This is a genomic window from Phocaeicola faecicola (assembly GCF_013618865.1).
Taxonomy (GTDB): Bacteria; Bacteroidota; Bacteroidia; order Bacteroidales; family Bacteroidaceae; genus Phocaeicola; species Phocaeicola faecicola.
Window position 1 is genome coordinate 42,079 of sequence record NZ_JABSOE010000025.1, and the last position, 15,831, is coordinate 57,909.

Genomic DNA, 15,831 nt, shown 5'->3' on the forward strand with positions numbered 1-15,831 from the left:
CGAAGTAACATAAAAAAATCTGCCTCCTTGGAGAAGGCAGATTTTTTATTCCATTTATGATTCTTCCGGATCCAGCGATTTCTGCTCTTTCGTCCGATAATCCTTAGGAGAGAAACCGTATTGTTTCTGAAATTCACGATAAAAATACGATTTGTTAGAAAAACCACTCTTATACATCACCTCCATCACTGTAAGCTGAGTAGTTCTCAACAATTTAGCGGCATAATCCAGACGGAATCCCCGGATAAACTCATTCGGAGTCTTATCTATTGCTCCTTTAAACTTCCTGTATAAAGTAGCCTTGCTCATCCCCAGCTTCTCAGCAATGAGCCCCGAAGACAAAGTCTCATCGTCAATATGCTCTACAATGATGTCTGACACCGCATTAATCATCTTCTCATCTTCCGGATGCAGTTCATATCCCTCTTTCTTCCGGATAATGGACAAACTTGAATTAAAATAGTCCTTCAGCAAATGCTGACGTGAAATCAGGTTTCCAACTACAGAAATCACCTGCAGAGGATGAAAAGGTTTCACCACATAAGCATCTACTCCACTCTTACATGCCTCTATCTGGTCCTCCACGGCTCCCTTTCCGGAAATCATCACAATAGGTATATAACTGGTCTTGATATCCGACTTCAGTTTCCGTGTTAAAGTCAGTCCGTCCATTTCCTCCATCATCCTGTCGGTGAGAATAATATCCGGATGAGTCTCCTCAATATAAGCCAAAGCCTCTTTGCCATTGGATACCTCCTTTACTTCATAATCTTTCAGTATATCCTTCAGCAACTTGGCTATCTCTTCATCATTTTCAACCAGCAATACAGTGGCCTGACTCTTACTTTCCTCATCCGGACTTCCGGAGAAAGACTTTTCTGAAGCATCCTCACTCAACACCAAAGAAGATGCAGGAGGCAGAGAAGGCAAAACAACTGTAAATTCTACAAATTCTCCGAGTACACTGTCAACTTGGATATTTCCATGAAGTATTTCTACCAATTGCTTGGTCAGGTTCAGTCCGATACCGTTGCTCACAGAACCGTCAACATTCGGAGTATCAAAAATCTTATACCTGTCGAATATCTCAGTCATCTGCTCTGAAGTCAAGCCTTTGCCCGAATTCCTGATTTTAAAACATAATACCCCCTCCTGCTGGAGTTCGGCCTTAACCCTGATGTATCCGTTTCGGGGAGTATATTTAAAGGCATTCGACAACAGGTTAAATACTATTTTTTCCAGTGAATTCCTATCGGTAGAGAATGTGGTTTCTCCGGGAAGCACCTCAATCTCAAACGCAATTTTATTTTCCTTCAGAATATCTACATAGTTGTCTGCCACAACCCGCAGGAAATCATTCAAATCAATCTGTTCCGAATACAGGCTGACATTCCCCTCTCCGGCTTTCCGGAACTCCATCAATTCTCCAATCAGTTTCTGCATCCGCTCCGCATTGCTCTTGATCAGATTCAAATACTTCCGGGAGTTAGCCTTCAGATCCTTCTGTTCCAGCAAATACTGGACCGGCGTATAAATCAGCGTAAGAGGTGTGAAAAACTCATGCGCCACATTCATGAAAAAATTCAGTTTAGCCTCATACATTTTCTGCTCGTGAGCAGCCTCTACCCGGGCAATCAGCACTTGCCGGCTCATCCGGATACGTCCTACAATGATCCTCTTGGACACATAGCACACTATCAATACGATGATTATATAAGTTATAATAGCCGGTACGCTGAACCACCATGGATATGCCACCTGTATGACAAGCTGATACACATAATCGCTCCACACCTTATCCCCGTTGGTACTCTTCACTTCCAGCAGGAATTCCCCGGGAGGAAGTTGCGCAAAACTAATCTTAGGATTATTCCCAAGGTAAATCCAGTCGGACGAATTGTTGCGGAAACGGTAAGCATATTCACAATTGGCATTCTTTATAAATTCCTTTGTCAGAAAAGTCAAGGTAAACGTACGTTCGTCATACCCCAGTTTCAATTTACCATTTACAATACGTTCGCCGATATCTTGTGACAAATTCAGAATCTTCAGATCAGACAAGACCAGCACCGGTTCAAACTGCCTCAGATGAATGCTGTCTGCATGAAAAAAACTGAACCCGTTTACTCCCCCAAAAAACAAACGGTTATTTTCTGTAGCAAATGCTGCACCATCGGCCAGCTCATCATTATGCAATCCGTCGGCAAAAGTATAGTTTTCCACATGCTCTGTCTTTGTATCCAAATGCAGTAGCCCGTGATTAGTTCCCATCCAGATATTTCCACTCCGGTCTTTCAGAAGGCTGTGAATGGTCCGGTCGGCCAACTGATCGGCATACTGCACCACGCTTCCTCCGTCTTTCAGTACCAGTTTGTTCAGTCCATAACTCGTGCCGACCCACAACACCTCTTTATCGGCCAATATAGACAAGACATCATTATTGGTCAGTTGTATATGCGGATAAATGTCTTCAACCGACTGTACCTCATTCCGAAAAACACTTACTCGGCTGATACCCCCTCCCCGCGTTCCAAACCACACATACTTACCCGAATGGTCAGGTGCTACCGCATATACTATATCATTGTTCAGCGGCGCATCCGATGCCGATGAAATATACTGCTTCAATCCGGTAACCTTATACTTTCCTGACTGCCTGACCAAATTCATTTTAATCAAGCCATATCCGGAAGTACCTACCCACAACAACGAATCATGGTTGGTGAAACAAATGCTGTATACCGACTGGAAATACGGGTACTGCTCCGGAATGTCCAACTTTGATACCCCTTTCCCATTTTGATAAAGAATATCAATGCCTCCCCCTTCGGTACCGATAAAGATATCCCCGGAAGCATTCTTCTTCATTGCATAGACCGACATAGCTCCCAGTCCGTCCTGCTCGTCCAGAAAGTCCGACAAGCCGAAAGTCTGCCGGTTCAGGCGTTTGATACCACTTCCCTTGGTTCCGACCAGCATATTGCCCTGATTATCCTGACAAAAACAACGTACCGGATTGGCTATTTCCAAGGTATGAAAAGAAGAACGAAAAGGAAACAGCTGTACCACTCCTTTTCCGTCAGTTCCCATCCATATGATATCCTGACTTCCCTGATAGATTGACATAACCGATATTTGCGCAGACACTCCATTCAGACGCACCGACTGACCGGTCTTCAAATCGTAGCAGACACATCCACCTCCCACAAAGCCCACGTACAAATGAGTATCCTTGCGCATTGCAGAAGCTACCTTGTATTTTGATTTCAATGCAACAGCCCCTACCTGCTTCAAATGAGAATCCAGCAAGTGCAATGAATCGGCCGTTACGAAAGCAATGGATTTGCCGAGGTCCAGTATCTTGTTTACTTTTACCCCCTTCCAGCCATCCAGTTCATAGAATTTACCATCATGAAACAATTCGGGTTCCCGGGTCTTTCGCACCGTTCCATCGGCTGCCAGCAGCAATACATTTCCAGATCCGTCAATCTTAAAATCGACGATATCATTTCCTTTCACAAGTTCCGACAAGACAAATGCATCCTCCTGAAGATGATAGCGGAATATACCACGCCCCTTTACCCAGCAACAGATTCCCCCGGAAGGCAATTTTGCAAGAAGAAAAGCCTGTTCCTGCGTAGGAATACCATTATCCAGATAATACCGGGTTACCCGATGACTTTTCCGGTCCACCCGGTTGATTCCGTTATCGGTAGCAACCCACAGGTTCTCCCCCTGTTCAACCACCTGACGGATTACATTATTACTAATCGAATTCGGATTACTTTTACTATACCGGAAAGAGGAAACATTTCTGCCATCATACACATTCAAGCCATCCCAAGTACCAATCCATACCGTATGATCACTATCTTCTATGATACAATTGACCGAATTATTACTCAACCCGTCAATATTGGAAATGGAATGAACCTCATTGCCATACAAACCACCGCCACAGAGCCAAAAACTACATATTGCGACAATTAATCTAATATATACAATTGTTTCTTTCATAGACTTCATACATACACAAGTTAACAAAGATAGTCTTTTCTCCAGTATTATAAAAAATAAAATATCACTTTGATAAGTCAAAGTGATATTTTACGTTTCGATCAATAACCCGGATTCTGAGTCAGAATATTGTTGGATTTATCCCTTTCACTTTGGGGAATCGGCAACAGATAATCTCTGGCATCGTCAAAATTCCGTCCCTTTGACACGTTGTATTTCTGTGCATAGCCTCTCATCACCTCTCCAAAACGCTTTTGCCGCATCAGGTCATCTCTGCGCCATCCTTCCATAGCCAGTTCACAACGCCGTTCATGCCAGATAGCAGTCCTCAACCGGTCTTTATTCGTTTCCGTCACATCCTTCAATGTATTCTCTGTAACCTCCGGAACATAGGCCTGTGCACTTCGCCGCGGGTCTTTAGGATTTGTCTGACGTGCACGCTGTCTTACCTGGTTCAGATAAATCAGTGCCTGTTCCGGTTTATTGTTTTCATTCAAAGCCTCAGCATACAGCAAAAGCACATCCGAATAACGCAACATGCGGATATTATAACTGATCATCCAATTATCGAATCCCACCTTATCTTTAGTAGGAACCGTCATTTTATAATCATTAAAACCAGTCTCCGATCCGGAATTATCCTGAGGATATTGGCCTCCTTCATACATATCGCCCGTACGGGTAAATACATACGTAATACGCGGATCATCCGGATCAAACTCGTTGTACAAGTCTAAAGTAGGTACATGAAAGCCATAACCCTGATATCCTTGAGAAGTACGGCTGGTAAAGAAATGAGGTACATTGGTTCCTGTTCCAATATTCTTGTCGTACACTTTATTGGGCAATTCAAAGACTGACTCAGAACTGTTTTCAAATTCCGGTCTCCAGTTCTGTCCGTAATCGGCCAGCAACTGATAATCTCTGTCCTGTTCCACGATTTCATTCAATACCGCCTCAGCCAGGTCAAACTTCTGCTGGAACATATACGTCTTGGCCAGCATGGTCTTGGCAAATCCACGGGTAACCCGATAAGCATCGGCTTCCCCATATTCTCCTTTTGCCGGCAGTTCAGAAGCCTCCTTGAAATCATTTATAATCTGCGTATACACCTGTTCTGCATCAGCTCTTGGAATGGTCAGTACCTCAGCCGGATCCTTTGGTTCGGTCAGCAAAGGTACGCCGCCGAAGGTCGTTACCAGACAATAATATCCAAAACCTCTCAGCGCCTTAGCTTCCAGTTCATAGCGTTTCAACAAATCTTTGTCGCCCTTAGCCTGAGGCGCATAATAAATGACATCATTACAACGGTTGATCAGACGATACAGAATTTCCCATCTCCGTCCTACCTCACCGTTGGTAGTATACACTGTAAAATCAGACAAATCACGTACTTCAGCCCTGTCGCCATCACCGTTTCCTCCTTTCAGAGCATCATCCGTACTGCAATCTCCAACAAAATAATGATTCAGTGCATATTCATTCCAAGTGGTACGCAACTGCAAATAAGCTCCGGTCAAAGCCTTTTCAATATCAGTATCAATCTGATAATAATTATCACTTGTGGTCTTTCCGTAACTAGGCTCATCCAAGGAACAGCTTCCTCCACACAAACCTATAACAAATAAAGAAGCGATTAATAATTTATTTGGTTTCATCTTTTTCTCTTTTAAAATCATTAAAACTGCAAGTTAACTCCCAGTGTAAATGTCCGTGAAGTAGGATAATGCGTATTGTCAACTCCCATATTCAGCGGACTGTCGACTCCGATTTCCGGATCCAGCCCCGTATAACCGGTCAACGTAAACAGGTTCTGGGCACTGACATAGAATCTGCAGCTAGAGAACAATTTTGTCTTCTGGCAAACAGATGAAGGCAACGTATATCCAATCTGCATGTTCTGCAATCTCAAATAAGAACCGTCTTCCACGTAGAAAGAAGAAGCACGCATGTTGTTATTAGTGTCCGAATTCGTAATACGCGGATACTTCACATTCACGTCTCCCTCCTGTCTCCAGGCATTGGTATATGCTTCGGCCAGTGCATTCTGATTACCGGCTGTAGCCAATGTACCTTTCGCTGTATTCCAGATATCATTTCCCAGCGTACCCTGGAATGCCATGCTGACATCCAGATTCTTATAAGCAAATCCCAGGTTGAATCCATAGATCAGATCCGGATTCGGGTCACCGATGAATGTACGGTCATCATCATCGTTCAAAGGACCTTCTTCTCCCAACTTGGCAAATTTAAAATCACCCGGGCGCGCATTCGGCTGGATCTTGTTACCATTCTTATCTACGTAATTATCAATTTCTTCCTGATTCTGGAAAATACCAATCTGCTGATATCCCCAGAATCTTCCGATAGGACCACCTACATAAGTTCTGGAGTTGTTTCCACTCAAGTACTCTGAAGTCAGCTGAGTTACCGTTGTCTTATAAGTAGACATGTTCAAACCGATATTATAGCTGAAATCCTTACCAATCTGGTTACGGTAATGCATTACTACCTCAAAACCGACATTCTTCAAGTCACCAGCATTGAAGAAAGGACTGTTCGAGAAGCCTCCAAAAGCCGGAATAGGCATTTCCAACAACATATCGTTGGTCTTCTTGACATAGAAATCCATGCTTACATCCAGACTGTTACGGAAAAAGGCCAGGTCAAGTCCCACATTGGTCTGCTGACTGGTTTCCCAACGGATATCCGGATTACCGGTGTAAGTAGGTACATAACCATGAGAATAAGCATTACCAAAATACCACTGCATTTCATTGTTAGTACCGATCAGTGTCAGAGGGGCATCCCGGTTAATACGCTGATTACCATTCTGTCCCCATCCCAAACGGACCTTTACATTTGATACAATATTATCAATATTCAGATTCTGGAAGAAAGATTCATTACTCATTCTCCATCCCAAAGAAACAGAAGGGAAGTATCCCCAGCGGTTACCTTTAGCGAAACGGGAAGAACCGTCGGCACGGAAGTTTACCGTAGCCAGATAACGGTCATCATACGAATAATTGACACGTCCCAGATAAGACAACATGGCAGAAGTAGTTTTACCACCCGAAACCTGATCGCCTACAGTCTGGGCATCCAGTATATGATAGATCTCATCATTGCCCAGTGCACCACGCTTATATCCGTTAATTCCTTCAGAAGTATTCTTTTCATACGTCATCGCCACCATTGCATCAAGTGAGTTCTTTCCAAAAGAAGTATTATAGTTCAAGCGCTGCTCTACCAGGTAATTAAAAACAACCGAACTGTTGTTTGTCAGCTGAGTTTCCTCCAGATACTTTCCACCGGTATTGGCCAGGTTATCTTCAGAGAATGTAGACTCAAAGGCCGGGCGGAAATCTTTAAACACATCATGATTTCTCTCAAAACTATACTGAACACGATAACTTAATCCTTTAAAGAGTTTAATCTGAGCAAACACATTTCCGAACACATTAAATTTATCATTATAACGGTCGGGCTGTTCCAGCATCGCTACCGGATTAGGATCGAAAGACCATTCCGTTGGCGCATACTTGTTGTATTCATAATTAGGAGAAGAAGGATCTACCAGCGGATTGATAACCGGAGTAAACGGGTCGGCTTTCTGAATAAAATCGAAAGAAGTAATCGCCCCTGTATCGCGCGAGCGTATTTTCGCTCCATTCAGTGTAGCTCCTACCGTAATATAATCATTGATATCATATTCCTGATTCAGGCGCAATGAAAGACGGTTGAACTCTGTAGTAATAATCGCTCCCTGATCGCCTACATAGCCTAAACTGATAGCCGAGCGAGACTTGTCTGTTCCTTTCCGGATGCTGACATTATAGTTTTGGGTAAAAGCGGTACGAGTAACCTCATCCCACCAGTCGGTATCGTAACCTTTCTTATACTGATTGGTGAATTTCTCTTTCTTCTCACCCACAAAAGTAGGATCGTCCTTATAGGCCTCAGTAATAAAATTATAATACTGTTCACTATTCATCATATCAAGCGCCTTATAACTGTTCTTGATACCAACGTAAGCATCCAAAGTCACAACGGTTTCGCCCTTGACTCCTCCTTTGGTAGTAATCAGAATGACTCCGTTAGAACCTCTGGAACCATAAATTGCACAGGCAGAAGCATCCTTCAACACTTCGATACGTTCGATATCAGCAGGATTCAAGCTACCGATATTATCCATAAACTGTCCGTCTACTACATAAAGCGGGTTATTATCATTTACAGTACCCAATCCACGAACACGAATCACTGCATCAGCTCCCGGCTGTCCGGAACTGGCAGCAACAAAGACTCCGGCAGCCTTTCCGGTCAACAGTTCAGAAGCATTGGAAACGGCATAATTCTTGATATCCTTATTGCTGATAGAAGACAATGATCCGGTCAAGTCGCTCTTCTTCTGCGTACCATAACCAATCACCACAATTTCATCGAGCTGCTCGTTATCCGATTCCAGTTTGATATCATAGACTCCACTGGCAGACACAGTCAACGTCTGAGTCTTATAACCGATATAAGAAAACGAAAGTTTTCCATCAGTCACCTCCAGTGAATATTTTCCTTCAAAGTCTGTAATGGTTCCGTTGGAAGTTCCCACCTCCAAAATTGAAACCCCAATCAAAGCTTCTCCCGTTCCTGCATCATATACAGTACCGGAAACCTTTTTCGCACTTTGGGCCCAAAGTGAGGTACAAGCCCAAAGCATCAACATCAATGAAAAAACATGCTTACTCATAGTGTGTTAAAGATTTGTTATTTGTATGAAATGATATACTGTTTATTGGCAACAATACGTTGTCCTTCTTTGGTCAATTCCGTTTCCACCGGCAATTCAACTACGATACGTGCAGCCTTGGCAGGAATCGTAAAAGCCCCCTTCTCCACAATGTTCCGTGCTACATATTCCTTAGCCACAATATCAAACAGATCAGCCTGCTGTGCGGATGTGTATTCCACCACTTTATCTTCATCAAACGGGTTGTAGTAGAGATAAACCGGATAAGGTTTCTGTGAATAAAAATCAGTTGCATTACAATCCAGTTTCAGAATACCCTTCACATTGGTCGTATCTACAATAGCCCCCAGAATACCAACTGGAGAAGAACTGTATACACTGAACATACTTTCAGTAGGATTTCCGTCAATCCATTTAGGACCATCCCCTATGGCTACCGGTGAAACACCCTTCAACGATTCCTTGCCATAATCATCCGCCTTTCTCAACCCTTCATACGCAATATTATTAGCTGTCAGATTCCGCAATTCGGGTGCCCACTGATGCTGTTCATCAATGTATCCAGGATAAAACAAACGGCATGCACTTGCATTATTCAACATCCATTTACCGATGGCCTGTGCATATTCAGGCTGGTATTTTACAAGAGGAATAAATGGCCAGGCCGGCTTGATACTGTTCATCAGGAAAGCATATCCTCCTCCGTCGGTTATACTACCCTGCAAGCCACTCACATCATAGTCTCCCCATTTGCCTACAATAATTCCCCATCCGGTTCTTCCTGTAGGGCTCTTACATCCATCAAACACCCAGTCGAGCAATTTTTTCACATCATAAGAAGTACCTTCTGTTGCATTCAGGTAAGCAGCCGTATATGCCCCCAGCGGCAGCAATGCTTCATAAAAACGACTTTCCTTTTGAGACAGCAAGGCCTCTACTGCACTCTTAGCATGCTGCAAATAACGGTTATCCCCGAACTTACGATAAGCACACAGCAATACATAAGCATGGCCACCAGCTGCATCCTGCTGCAATGGAATATGATTTACCCCACCCTTCATCTGTCCATAATCAAAATAAGAGTAATCATAATTTCCGTTCAACACAGAATCGGCTTTTACAAACTGCTCTGCAATACTCTTCTGAATTTCTTCAGCTCCTTCTACATGAGGGAAGACATCACAAACGGCATAATATAAGGCATTCGGCAATACATCATACCACCAGTCTCTGCCATATCCACCTCCTTTTGATCCCACTGAAGAAGTAGTATTATTCATTACGATATTCCAGCCAGTATCAGAATTAAAATAATTCTGCACCATTTTCACATAATTATAACCATCCTGATCGGTTTTGTCGATACCCACCAGTCCTGCTCCCAAAATCGCAGCCAGTGAATTCAGACTCTCATGGAACTCACCGTTGTTGGCATCTTTACCCTGGCGTATATCTTTCACTGCCGTATACAATCCGAAAGTTTCCTGGTCCACATTTCTCCGTGCATTATCCAGCCAGATAAGTGGTCCGACTTCACTTGAGTTATTCCAGTCAAATACAAAACGGTCAAAATCACGTGCTTTCTGTTTCCAGTCAATCATCTGATAAGATTCCGGCATATCAGGCATCAGGTTAACTCGTTCGATGACTACTTGTTCAACTGGAGCCCCCAAATCGGCAGTACCGGAGCAAGCAGCCAATGCTACAGAAGCTAGAACTAACAAACTTTTATGTTTCATGGTTATTTAATTTTTCATTATCAAATCGGTTTCTTTTATAATATTCTTAGCAAGCGGATAAGCCAGCAACTGCAAGGCTCCCACTATCACCAATGCATATTTTAATGCAAAATCCTGAGAGAAACAATATGCCAGGAACAAGAATAACAATAATCCGAAAGCCCTTCCTGCAAACAGTCCGAATTCATGACTCAAAATATAGGCATATTCATTCCGCTGTTCTATTTTCGCAGCCGCATCAATGGTACGCATCATAATCGGGAAATAAGCCAAGTCGAATAACGGCTGAAAAATAACCTTACAAAGTACAAACAGAATAACTCCCAATGCCGAATACAGTATTCCATTAAACAACGTTCCGACAAAAAACAACACCAACCCACTTACAAAAATCTTGATACGGTCTTCCGGATGAGCAATACGTCCCAATACATAGACCAGCAAAGCCGTCAGTGCACCGCTAATTCCCTGGATAACACCCAACACACCTTCATCGCCTACCAGTTTCAAAACCAGAATGGCAGGGGCTGTCACCAGGAAGCCCTGTACCATACCTTTCAACATAGCCATACTCAACATCTTTCTCCACAATTTTGTGAAGCGGAAGTATAAAAACTCAGTTTCTTCAGGATTCTTGAAATCTCCTCTCCACAATATGATGCAGGCAATTACAGTTATGATGACCACTGCAAGAGTAACAGCCTGATAAGAAAGTGTGACATCAAAGACAAAGCCCAAAATCTGCTTTCCGTCCATCATACTGATAAAAGTACCAATGATCAAGGGCACCCCGATTGAAGTGATGGAAAAGAAAAACGATTCTAATCCAAAGAAATAATTACGATTGTCATCATTCGTATTATTCAAAGCCAGCAAATATCGGTTTGTCCAGAAAAAGCCAGAAGCAGCTCCCATAAAGAAACCTGCCAGTGCCAGTTCTACTACCCCCAGCGATTTAATAGCCATCATGACATACATGGAAATACCGCTCACCAATATCCCTGCAGAATACAATGTCTTTACATTATATCTACGTAACAGAAATCCATTCAGCAATGACGTTACAGCAATACCCAAATACATCGCCAACTGATAAAAAGCAACCATTGCAGGGCTGCTCGTGCTTCTCATGACATAAGCCCCGACAAAAATTTCCACAACAGGCAACACAAAGGCGTAAAGAAGATTCGTCATCAGCAAAACCTTCATGTTATGCTCCTGCTGTTTGAAAAACAAATACTCGGTCTTCAGTTTATTCATCTTACGTTCAATGTTTTAAGGATCTCCTTTATAGATAATTCCGCTTTACAAATCACCTCATCGCTAGCTCCATAGTACATTGTAACAGTATCTCCGTCTACCAACTGTCCATTGGTAAAGATTACATTTCCAAAGAATCCGGTCTGTTCATAAGGAGCAATCGGCTCCATAATCGGTTCTTCACTTCTAGCCAACACCTTTGAAGGGTCATTCAAGTCAAGCAAAAGAGCTCCCAAGCAATAACGGTGATTGTAGTCGGCTCCATGATAAATTTCCAACCAGCCAGCTTCTGTCTTGATAGGAGCAGCCCCGGCTCCCACACGGGCACAGTCCCAATATCCGTCACGTGTAGTAGCTACACATTTATGATTTCCCCAGTGCTTCAAATCCGGAGACTCAGCCAACCAGATATAATTACCTCCAAGTTCAGGACTACTTGGACGATGGAACGTATAATATTTGCCATCGATTTTTTCTTCAAATAATGCACAATCCTTATTATGAGGAGGCAGAATCATTCCATAATGCTCAAAGTTCTTCCAATCCACCGTATGCATCATGCCCACTCCCACAGCTACGGCAGACACTTCTGTAAAAGTCAAATAGAAACCACTGTCGGTAGTAGCTACACGGCAATCTTCAATACCAAACGATTCGAGTTCACCTTTTCCGAAAATAGGAGGAAACTCCGGTTCATCGTGGAAATGGATGCCATCCGTACTTGACACCAAACGCAAATAAGACATTGTAGTCAAATAATTCTTTCCTTTATAACCAATCACACGAGGATCACTGGCATCCAGATCAGGGTCTGTCTCAGAAAAAGACATTACTTTAATTTTTCCCAATTCATCATATACAGGAAAACTGATAATGCCCTTCTGCTGAACAGGACGCTCTGCCACGCGCAGCAGCAACCAAGTCTTGCCATTAAATTGAAAAACTCCAGGATTTAACAGACACGTTATTTCCATTCCTTCGATTCCCGGCTTCAAATCTTTAGGAGAGAGCAGCGGGTTCTGTTCACATCTTTTTGCTATATCCATAGTATCAAAAAATTAAAATTTCTGTGAGCAAAAGTATAGATTCGCCCTGTTTACCCAGTTCACTATCTTCTCAAAATGGTATAGGTATGCTGTATAGCATATATCCGCCATATATAAGAATAATTATCTAATTATCAATATATTACAAAAATATCACAGTATACTATTTTATCAAATTAGTATATTATTTTAGCGATTTAAAGAATACACTCCTTTTCAATACCATTTTATTCCATTTCAATTCATGTTTTTGATACAGATATATTATATAACTTTAAAAAACGCTTTCCCCTTTCTTCTTCATAATCACATCAAAAAAACGAGCAACTTGTAAAATACAAATTGCTCGTTTTTTTATAAAAACTTTCAGATATTATTTCAACAGCGAAGCGATGTAGGCTTCCATCTCATCACGTTTGGCTCTTACCTTCTGATAAAAATCAAACTGTGCCTTTGCTCTTACACAGTTGTGTGTAGGATACTGTATCTGATAATAAGTATCTCCATTAATGTAGTCGGTCAGGAAGCGGACAGCCTGCATGTACGGGAACAGCATTGCCGAGAAAGAAAGAAGGGCAATTTCCTGATCGGTCAGGAAGCAACGTGCCGATTCCAGATATCCGCGGATAAAGCTGCGGAATACATCCATGCGGAAAGCAATTTTATCCAAGTCCGGTTCGTCTTCCGGAGCTGTATTAGCTGCAGAACGCAAGAAGTCGCCCACATCCGAGCAAACGAAGTTAGGCATCACCGTATCCAGGTCGATTACACACAACACATTATCCTCCATATCAAACAGCATGTTGCTCACCTTCGTATCACAGTGGCAGATACGTTTTGGCAATTTGCCTTCACGGTACAGACGTTCTGCCAGACACATCTCCTCAGCATCCTTCTCAATGGCCTCAACCAGGTCACTGACTTCCTGCAGGCGGCCTGCCGGATTGGCAGCGACTGCATCGCGCAACTGCTGCAGACGGAACTCCATATTGTGGAAATTAGGAATTGTATCTCCCAAAGTTTCGGGAATATCGGCCAGCATCGCCTCAAACTCACCAAACTTCAAACCTACCAGATAAGAAGATTCCGGAGTAACCTCGCTCATGGTCTTTGAACCTTGGATATAAACTGAAACTCTCCAATAGCCCGTTTCCTCATCGTAAATATAGTTTTTGCCTTCATCCGTTTTCAAAAAACGCAACACTTTCCGGTCAAGATCGGTCACTCCCTGAGCCTGCAGTCTCTTCCGGATATGAGAAGTCACCAGGTCAATATTCCGCTGAAGCATATCCACATCTGTAAAAATCTGATGATTGATGCGCTGCAGTACATAGTCCGGTTCTTCCGGATCCATCGTTTTCACCCAATAAGTCTGATTAATCAAGCCCGAAGTCAGCGGAAGGATTTCTTTCACTTCTCCGATTTCAGGAAAATGGCTGACAATTCTATCCTGTATATCCATAGTATAAATATTTAAATCTTATATTCCACACTTACTATAAAGAATAAATAACCGGTTTTTCAAACCTGAACAAATACACTTTATGTGGCAAAGATAAAAAATCTTTGCCTGATTCCAACTATAATGTATAAAGAATGCGGGAATTCATCCGGATTTCAGATACCCGCACAATTGCAACCTGCTGTTTGCAAAACAAGAAATCCAAACATTAAAAATAATGAAATTTTTCCGTAATCGAATCTTATCCCCTCTTTTCACCTCATTTTTACTGAAAAAAAACCTAGTATTTCACAAAGAACTTTTTTATCTTTGTAGCGCAACAAATTAAGAAAGTAACTTTATACACATAACTTAAATAATAAGAATTATGGAATTTGTAACAAACGAAAAACTTACCATTGTTGGTGCTGCCGGTATGATCGGTTCTAACATGGCTCAGACTGCAATCATGATGGGCCTGACTAATAACATCTGTCTGTATGACCCATACGCTCCAGGATTGGAAGGTGTTGCTGAAGAATTGTTCCACTGCGGTTTCGAAGGTGTAAACATCACTTTCACTTCAGACATCAAAGAAGCGCTGACTGGTGCTAAATATATCGTAAACTCAGGTGGTGCTGCCCGTAAGGCAGGTATGACTCGTGAAGACCTGTTGAAAGGAAACGCTGCTATCGCTGAAGAATTCGGTAAGAATGTAAAAGCTTACTGCCCGGATGTAAAACACATCGTTGTTATCTTCAACCCTGCTGATATCACTGGTTTGATCACACTGTTGTACTCAGGTTTGAAACCAGGTCAGGTTACTACTCTGGCTGGTTTGGATTCAACTCGTCTGCGCAGCGAATTGGCTAAACACTTCGGTATCTCTATGGACGCTGTAGAAAACTGCCGTACTTACGGTGGCCACGGCGAACAGATGGCTGTATTTGCTTCAACTGCAAAAGTTAACGGCAAACCGTTGACTGAAATCATCGGTACTGATGCACTGACAGCTGAACAGTGGGCTGAAATCCAGCAGAAAGTTACAAAGGGTGGTGCTAACATCATCAACCTGCGTGGACGTTCATCATTCCAGAGCCCGTCATACGTTTCTATCGAAATGATTGCTGCTGCTATGGGTGGCAAACCATTCCGTTGGCCTGCTGGTACTTACGTTTCTAACGATAAGTACGATCACATCATGATGGCATGGGAAACTTCAATCGATACTGAAGGTTGCCACTGCGCTGAACTGAACGGAACTGCAGAAGAACAGGCTGCTTTGGATAAGAGCTACGAACACTTGTGCGCTCTGCGTGATGAAGTAATCGCAATGGGTGTACTTCCTCCAGTTGCTGAATGGAACAAACTGAACCCGAACATCAAATAATAAACAAAATTTGATAAATATGAAAAGAGGCTGTCTCAAAATAGAGTTGAGATGGCCTCTTTTGTTTCATCTCAGATTGGATTCATTCGAATTTTTCTAAAGAGAGAAGTTTATAAGCTTAGTTTTGAAGATTTTATCCTTTCAAACTGTTTTTCCCGTTGCCATAAGCCTCCTAAGAGGCTACTTTT

8 protein-coding genes are annotated in these 15,831 nt (G+C 42.5%); 1 reads left to right on the forward strand and 7 read right to left on the reverse strand.

From position 1 onward, the window contains the following. Positions 1-54: 54 nt before the first annotated feature. From H3001_RS08600 to H3001_RS08630, 7 genes are all read right to left on the reverse strand, one after another. The gene (locus tag H3001_RS08600) at positions 55-4,017 is read right to left on the reverse strand and encodes a hybrid sensor histidine kinase/response regulator transcription factor (protein WP_178245662.1); all 3,963 of its coding nucleotides are present in this window, start codon (positions 4,015-4,017) and stop codon (positions 55-57) included. A gap of 101 nt (positions 4,018-4,118) precedes the next feature. Next, positions 4,119-5,675, reverse strand: coding sequence for a RagB/SusD family nutrient uptake outer membrane protein (locus H3001_RS08605; RefSeq protein WP_181214706.1), 1,557 nt, complete (start codon positions 5,673-5,675; stop codon positions 4,119-4,121). Positions 5,676-5,695: 20 nt separating this feature from the next. Beyond that, complete coding sequence (locus H3001_RS08610; protein ID WP_181214707.1) at positions 5,696-8,767, reverse strand: SusC/RagA family TonB-linked outer membrane protein; 3,072 nt, start codon at positions 8,765-8,767, stop codon at positions 5,696-5,698. A gap of 17 nt (positions 8,768-8,784) precedes the next feature. Next, positions 8,785-10,506, reverse strand: a complete 1,722-nt coding sequence (locus H3001_RS08615) for a glycoside hydrolase family protein (RefSeq protein ID WP_181214708.1) — start codon at positions 10,504-10,506, stop codon at positions 8,785-8,787. A gap of 6 nt (positions 10,507-10,512) precedes the next feature. Then, positions 10,513-11,766 carry an MFS transporter gene (locus H3001_RS08620; RefSeq protein WP_181214709.1) on the reverse strand — a complete coding sequence of 418 codons (1,254 nt, stop codon included), beginning with the start codon at positions 11,764-11,766 and terminating at the stop codon, positions 10,513-10,515. After that, positions 11,763-12,812 carry a glycoside hydrolase family 130 protein gene (locus tag H3001_RS08625; protein ID WP_181214710.1) on the reverse strand — a complete coding sequence of 350 codons (1,050 nt, stop codon included), beginning with the start codon at positions 12,810-12,812 and terminating at the stop codon, positions 11,763-11,765. The genes H3001_RS08620 and H3001_RS08625 overlap by 4 nt, the downstream gene beginning before the upstream one ends. 373 nt (positions 12,813-13,185) lie before the next feature. Then, positions 13,186-14,274, reverse strand: a complete 1,089-nt coding sequence (locus H3001_RS08630) for a phosphotransferase enzyme family protein (protein WP_181214711.1) — start codon at positions 14,272-14,274, stop codon at positions 13,186-13,188. 367 nt (positions 14,275-14,641) lie between these two features. Here H3001_RS08630 and H3001_RS08635 point away from each other — a divergent pair, with 367 nt between their 5' ends. After that, entirely contained in the window at positions 14,642-15,643 is a 1,002-nt protein-coding gene (locus tag H3001_RS08635) for a malate dehydrogenase (RefSeq protein WP_178245648.1), read from the forward strand. Positions 15,644-15,831 lie beyond the last annotated feature (188 nt).

Excerpts from the sequence above, each read along its gene's own strand:
- H3001_RS08600 (WP_178245662.1), bottom strand. The coding sequence starts at position 4,017 with ATGAAAGAAACAATTGTATATATTAGATTAATTGTCGCAATATGTAGT.
- H3001_RS08605 (WP_181214706.1), bottom strand. The coding sequence starts at position 5,675 with ATGAAACCAAATAAATTATTAATCGCTTCTTTATTTGTTATAGGTTTG.
- H3001_RS08610 (WP_181214707.1), bottom strand. The coding sequence starts at position 8,767 with ATGAGTAAGCATGTTTTTTCATTGATGTTGATGCTTTGGGCTTGTACC.
- H3001_RS08615 (WP_181214708.1), bottom strand. The coding sequence starts at position 10,506 with ATGAAACATAAAAGTTTGTTAGTTCTAGCTTCTGTAGCATTGGCTGCT.
- H3001_RS08620 (WP_181214709.1), bottom strand. The coding sequence starts at position 11,766 with ATGAATAAACTGAAGACCGAGTATTTGTTTTTCAAACAGCAGGAGCAT.
- H3001_RS08625 (WP_181214710.1), bottom strand. The coding sequence starts at position 12,812 with ATGGATATAGCAAAAAGATGTGAACAGAACCCGCTGCTCTCTCCTAAA.
- H3001_RS08630 (WP_181214711.1), bottom strand. The coding sequence starts at position 14,274 with ATGGATATACAGGATAGAATTGTCAGCCATTTTCCTGAAATCGGAGAA.
- H3001_RS08635 (WP_178245648.1), top strand. The coding sequence starts at position 14,642 with ATGGAATTTGTAACAAACGAAAAACTTACCATTGTTGGTGCTGCCGGT.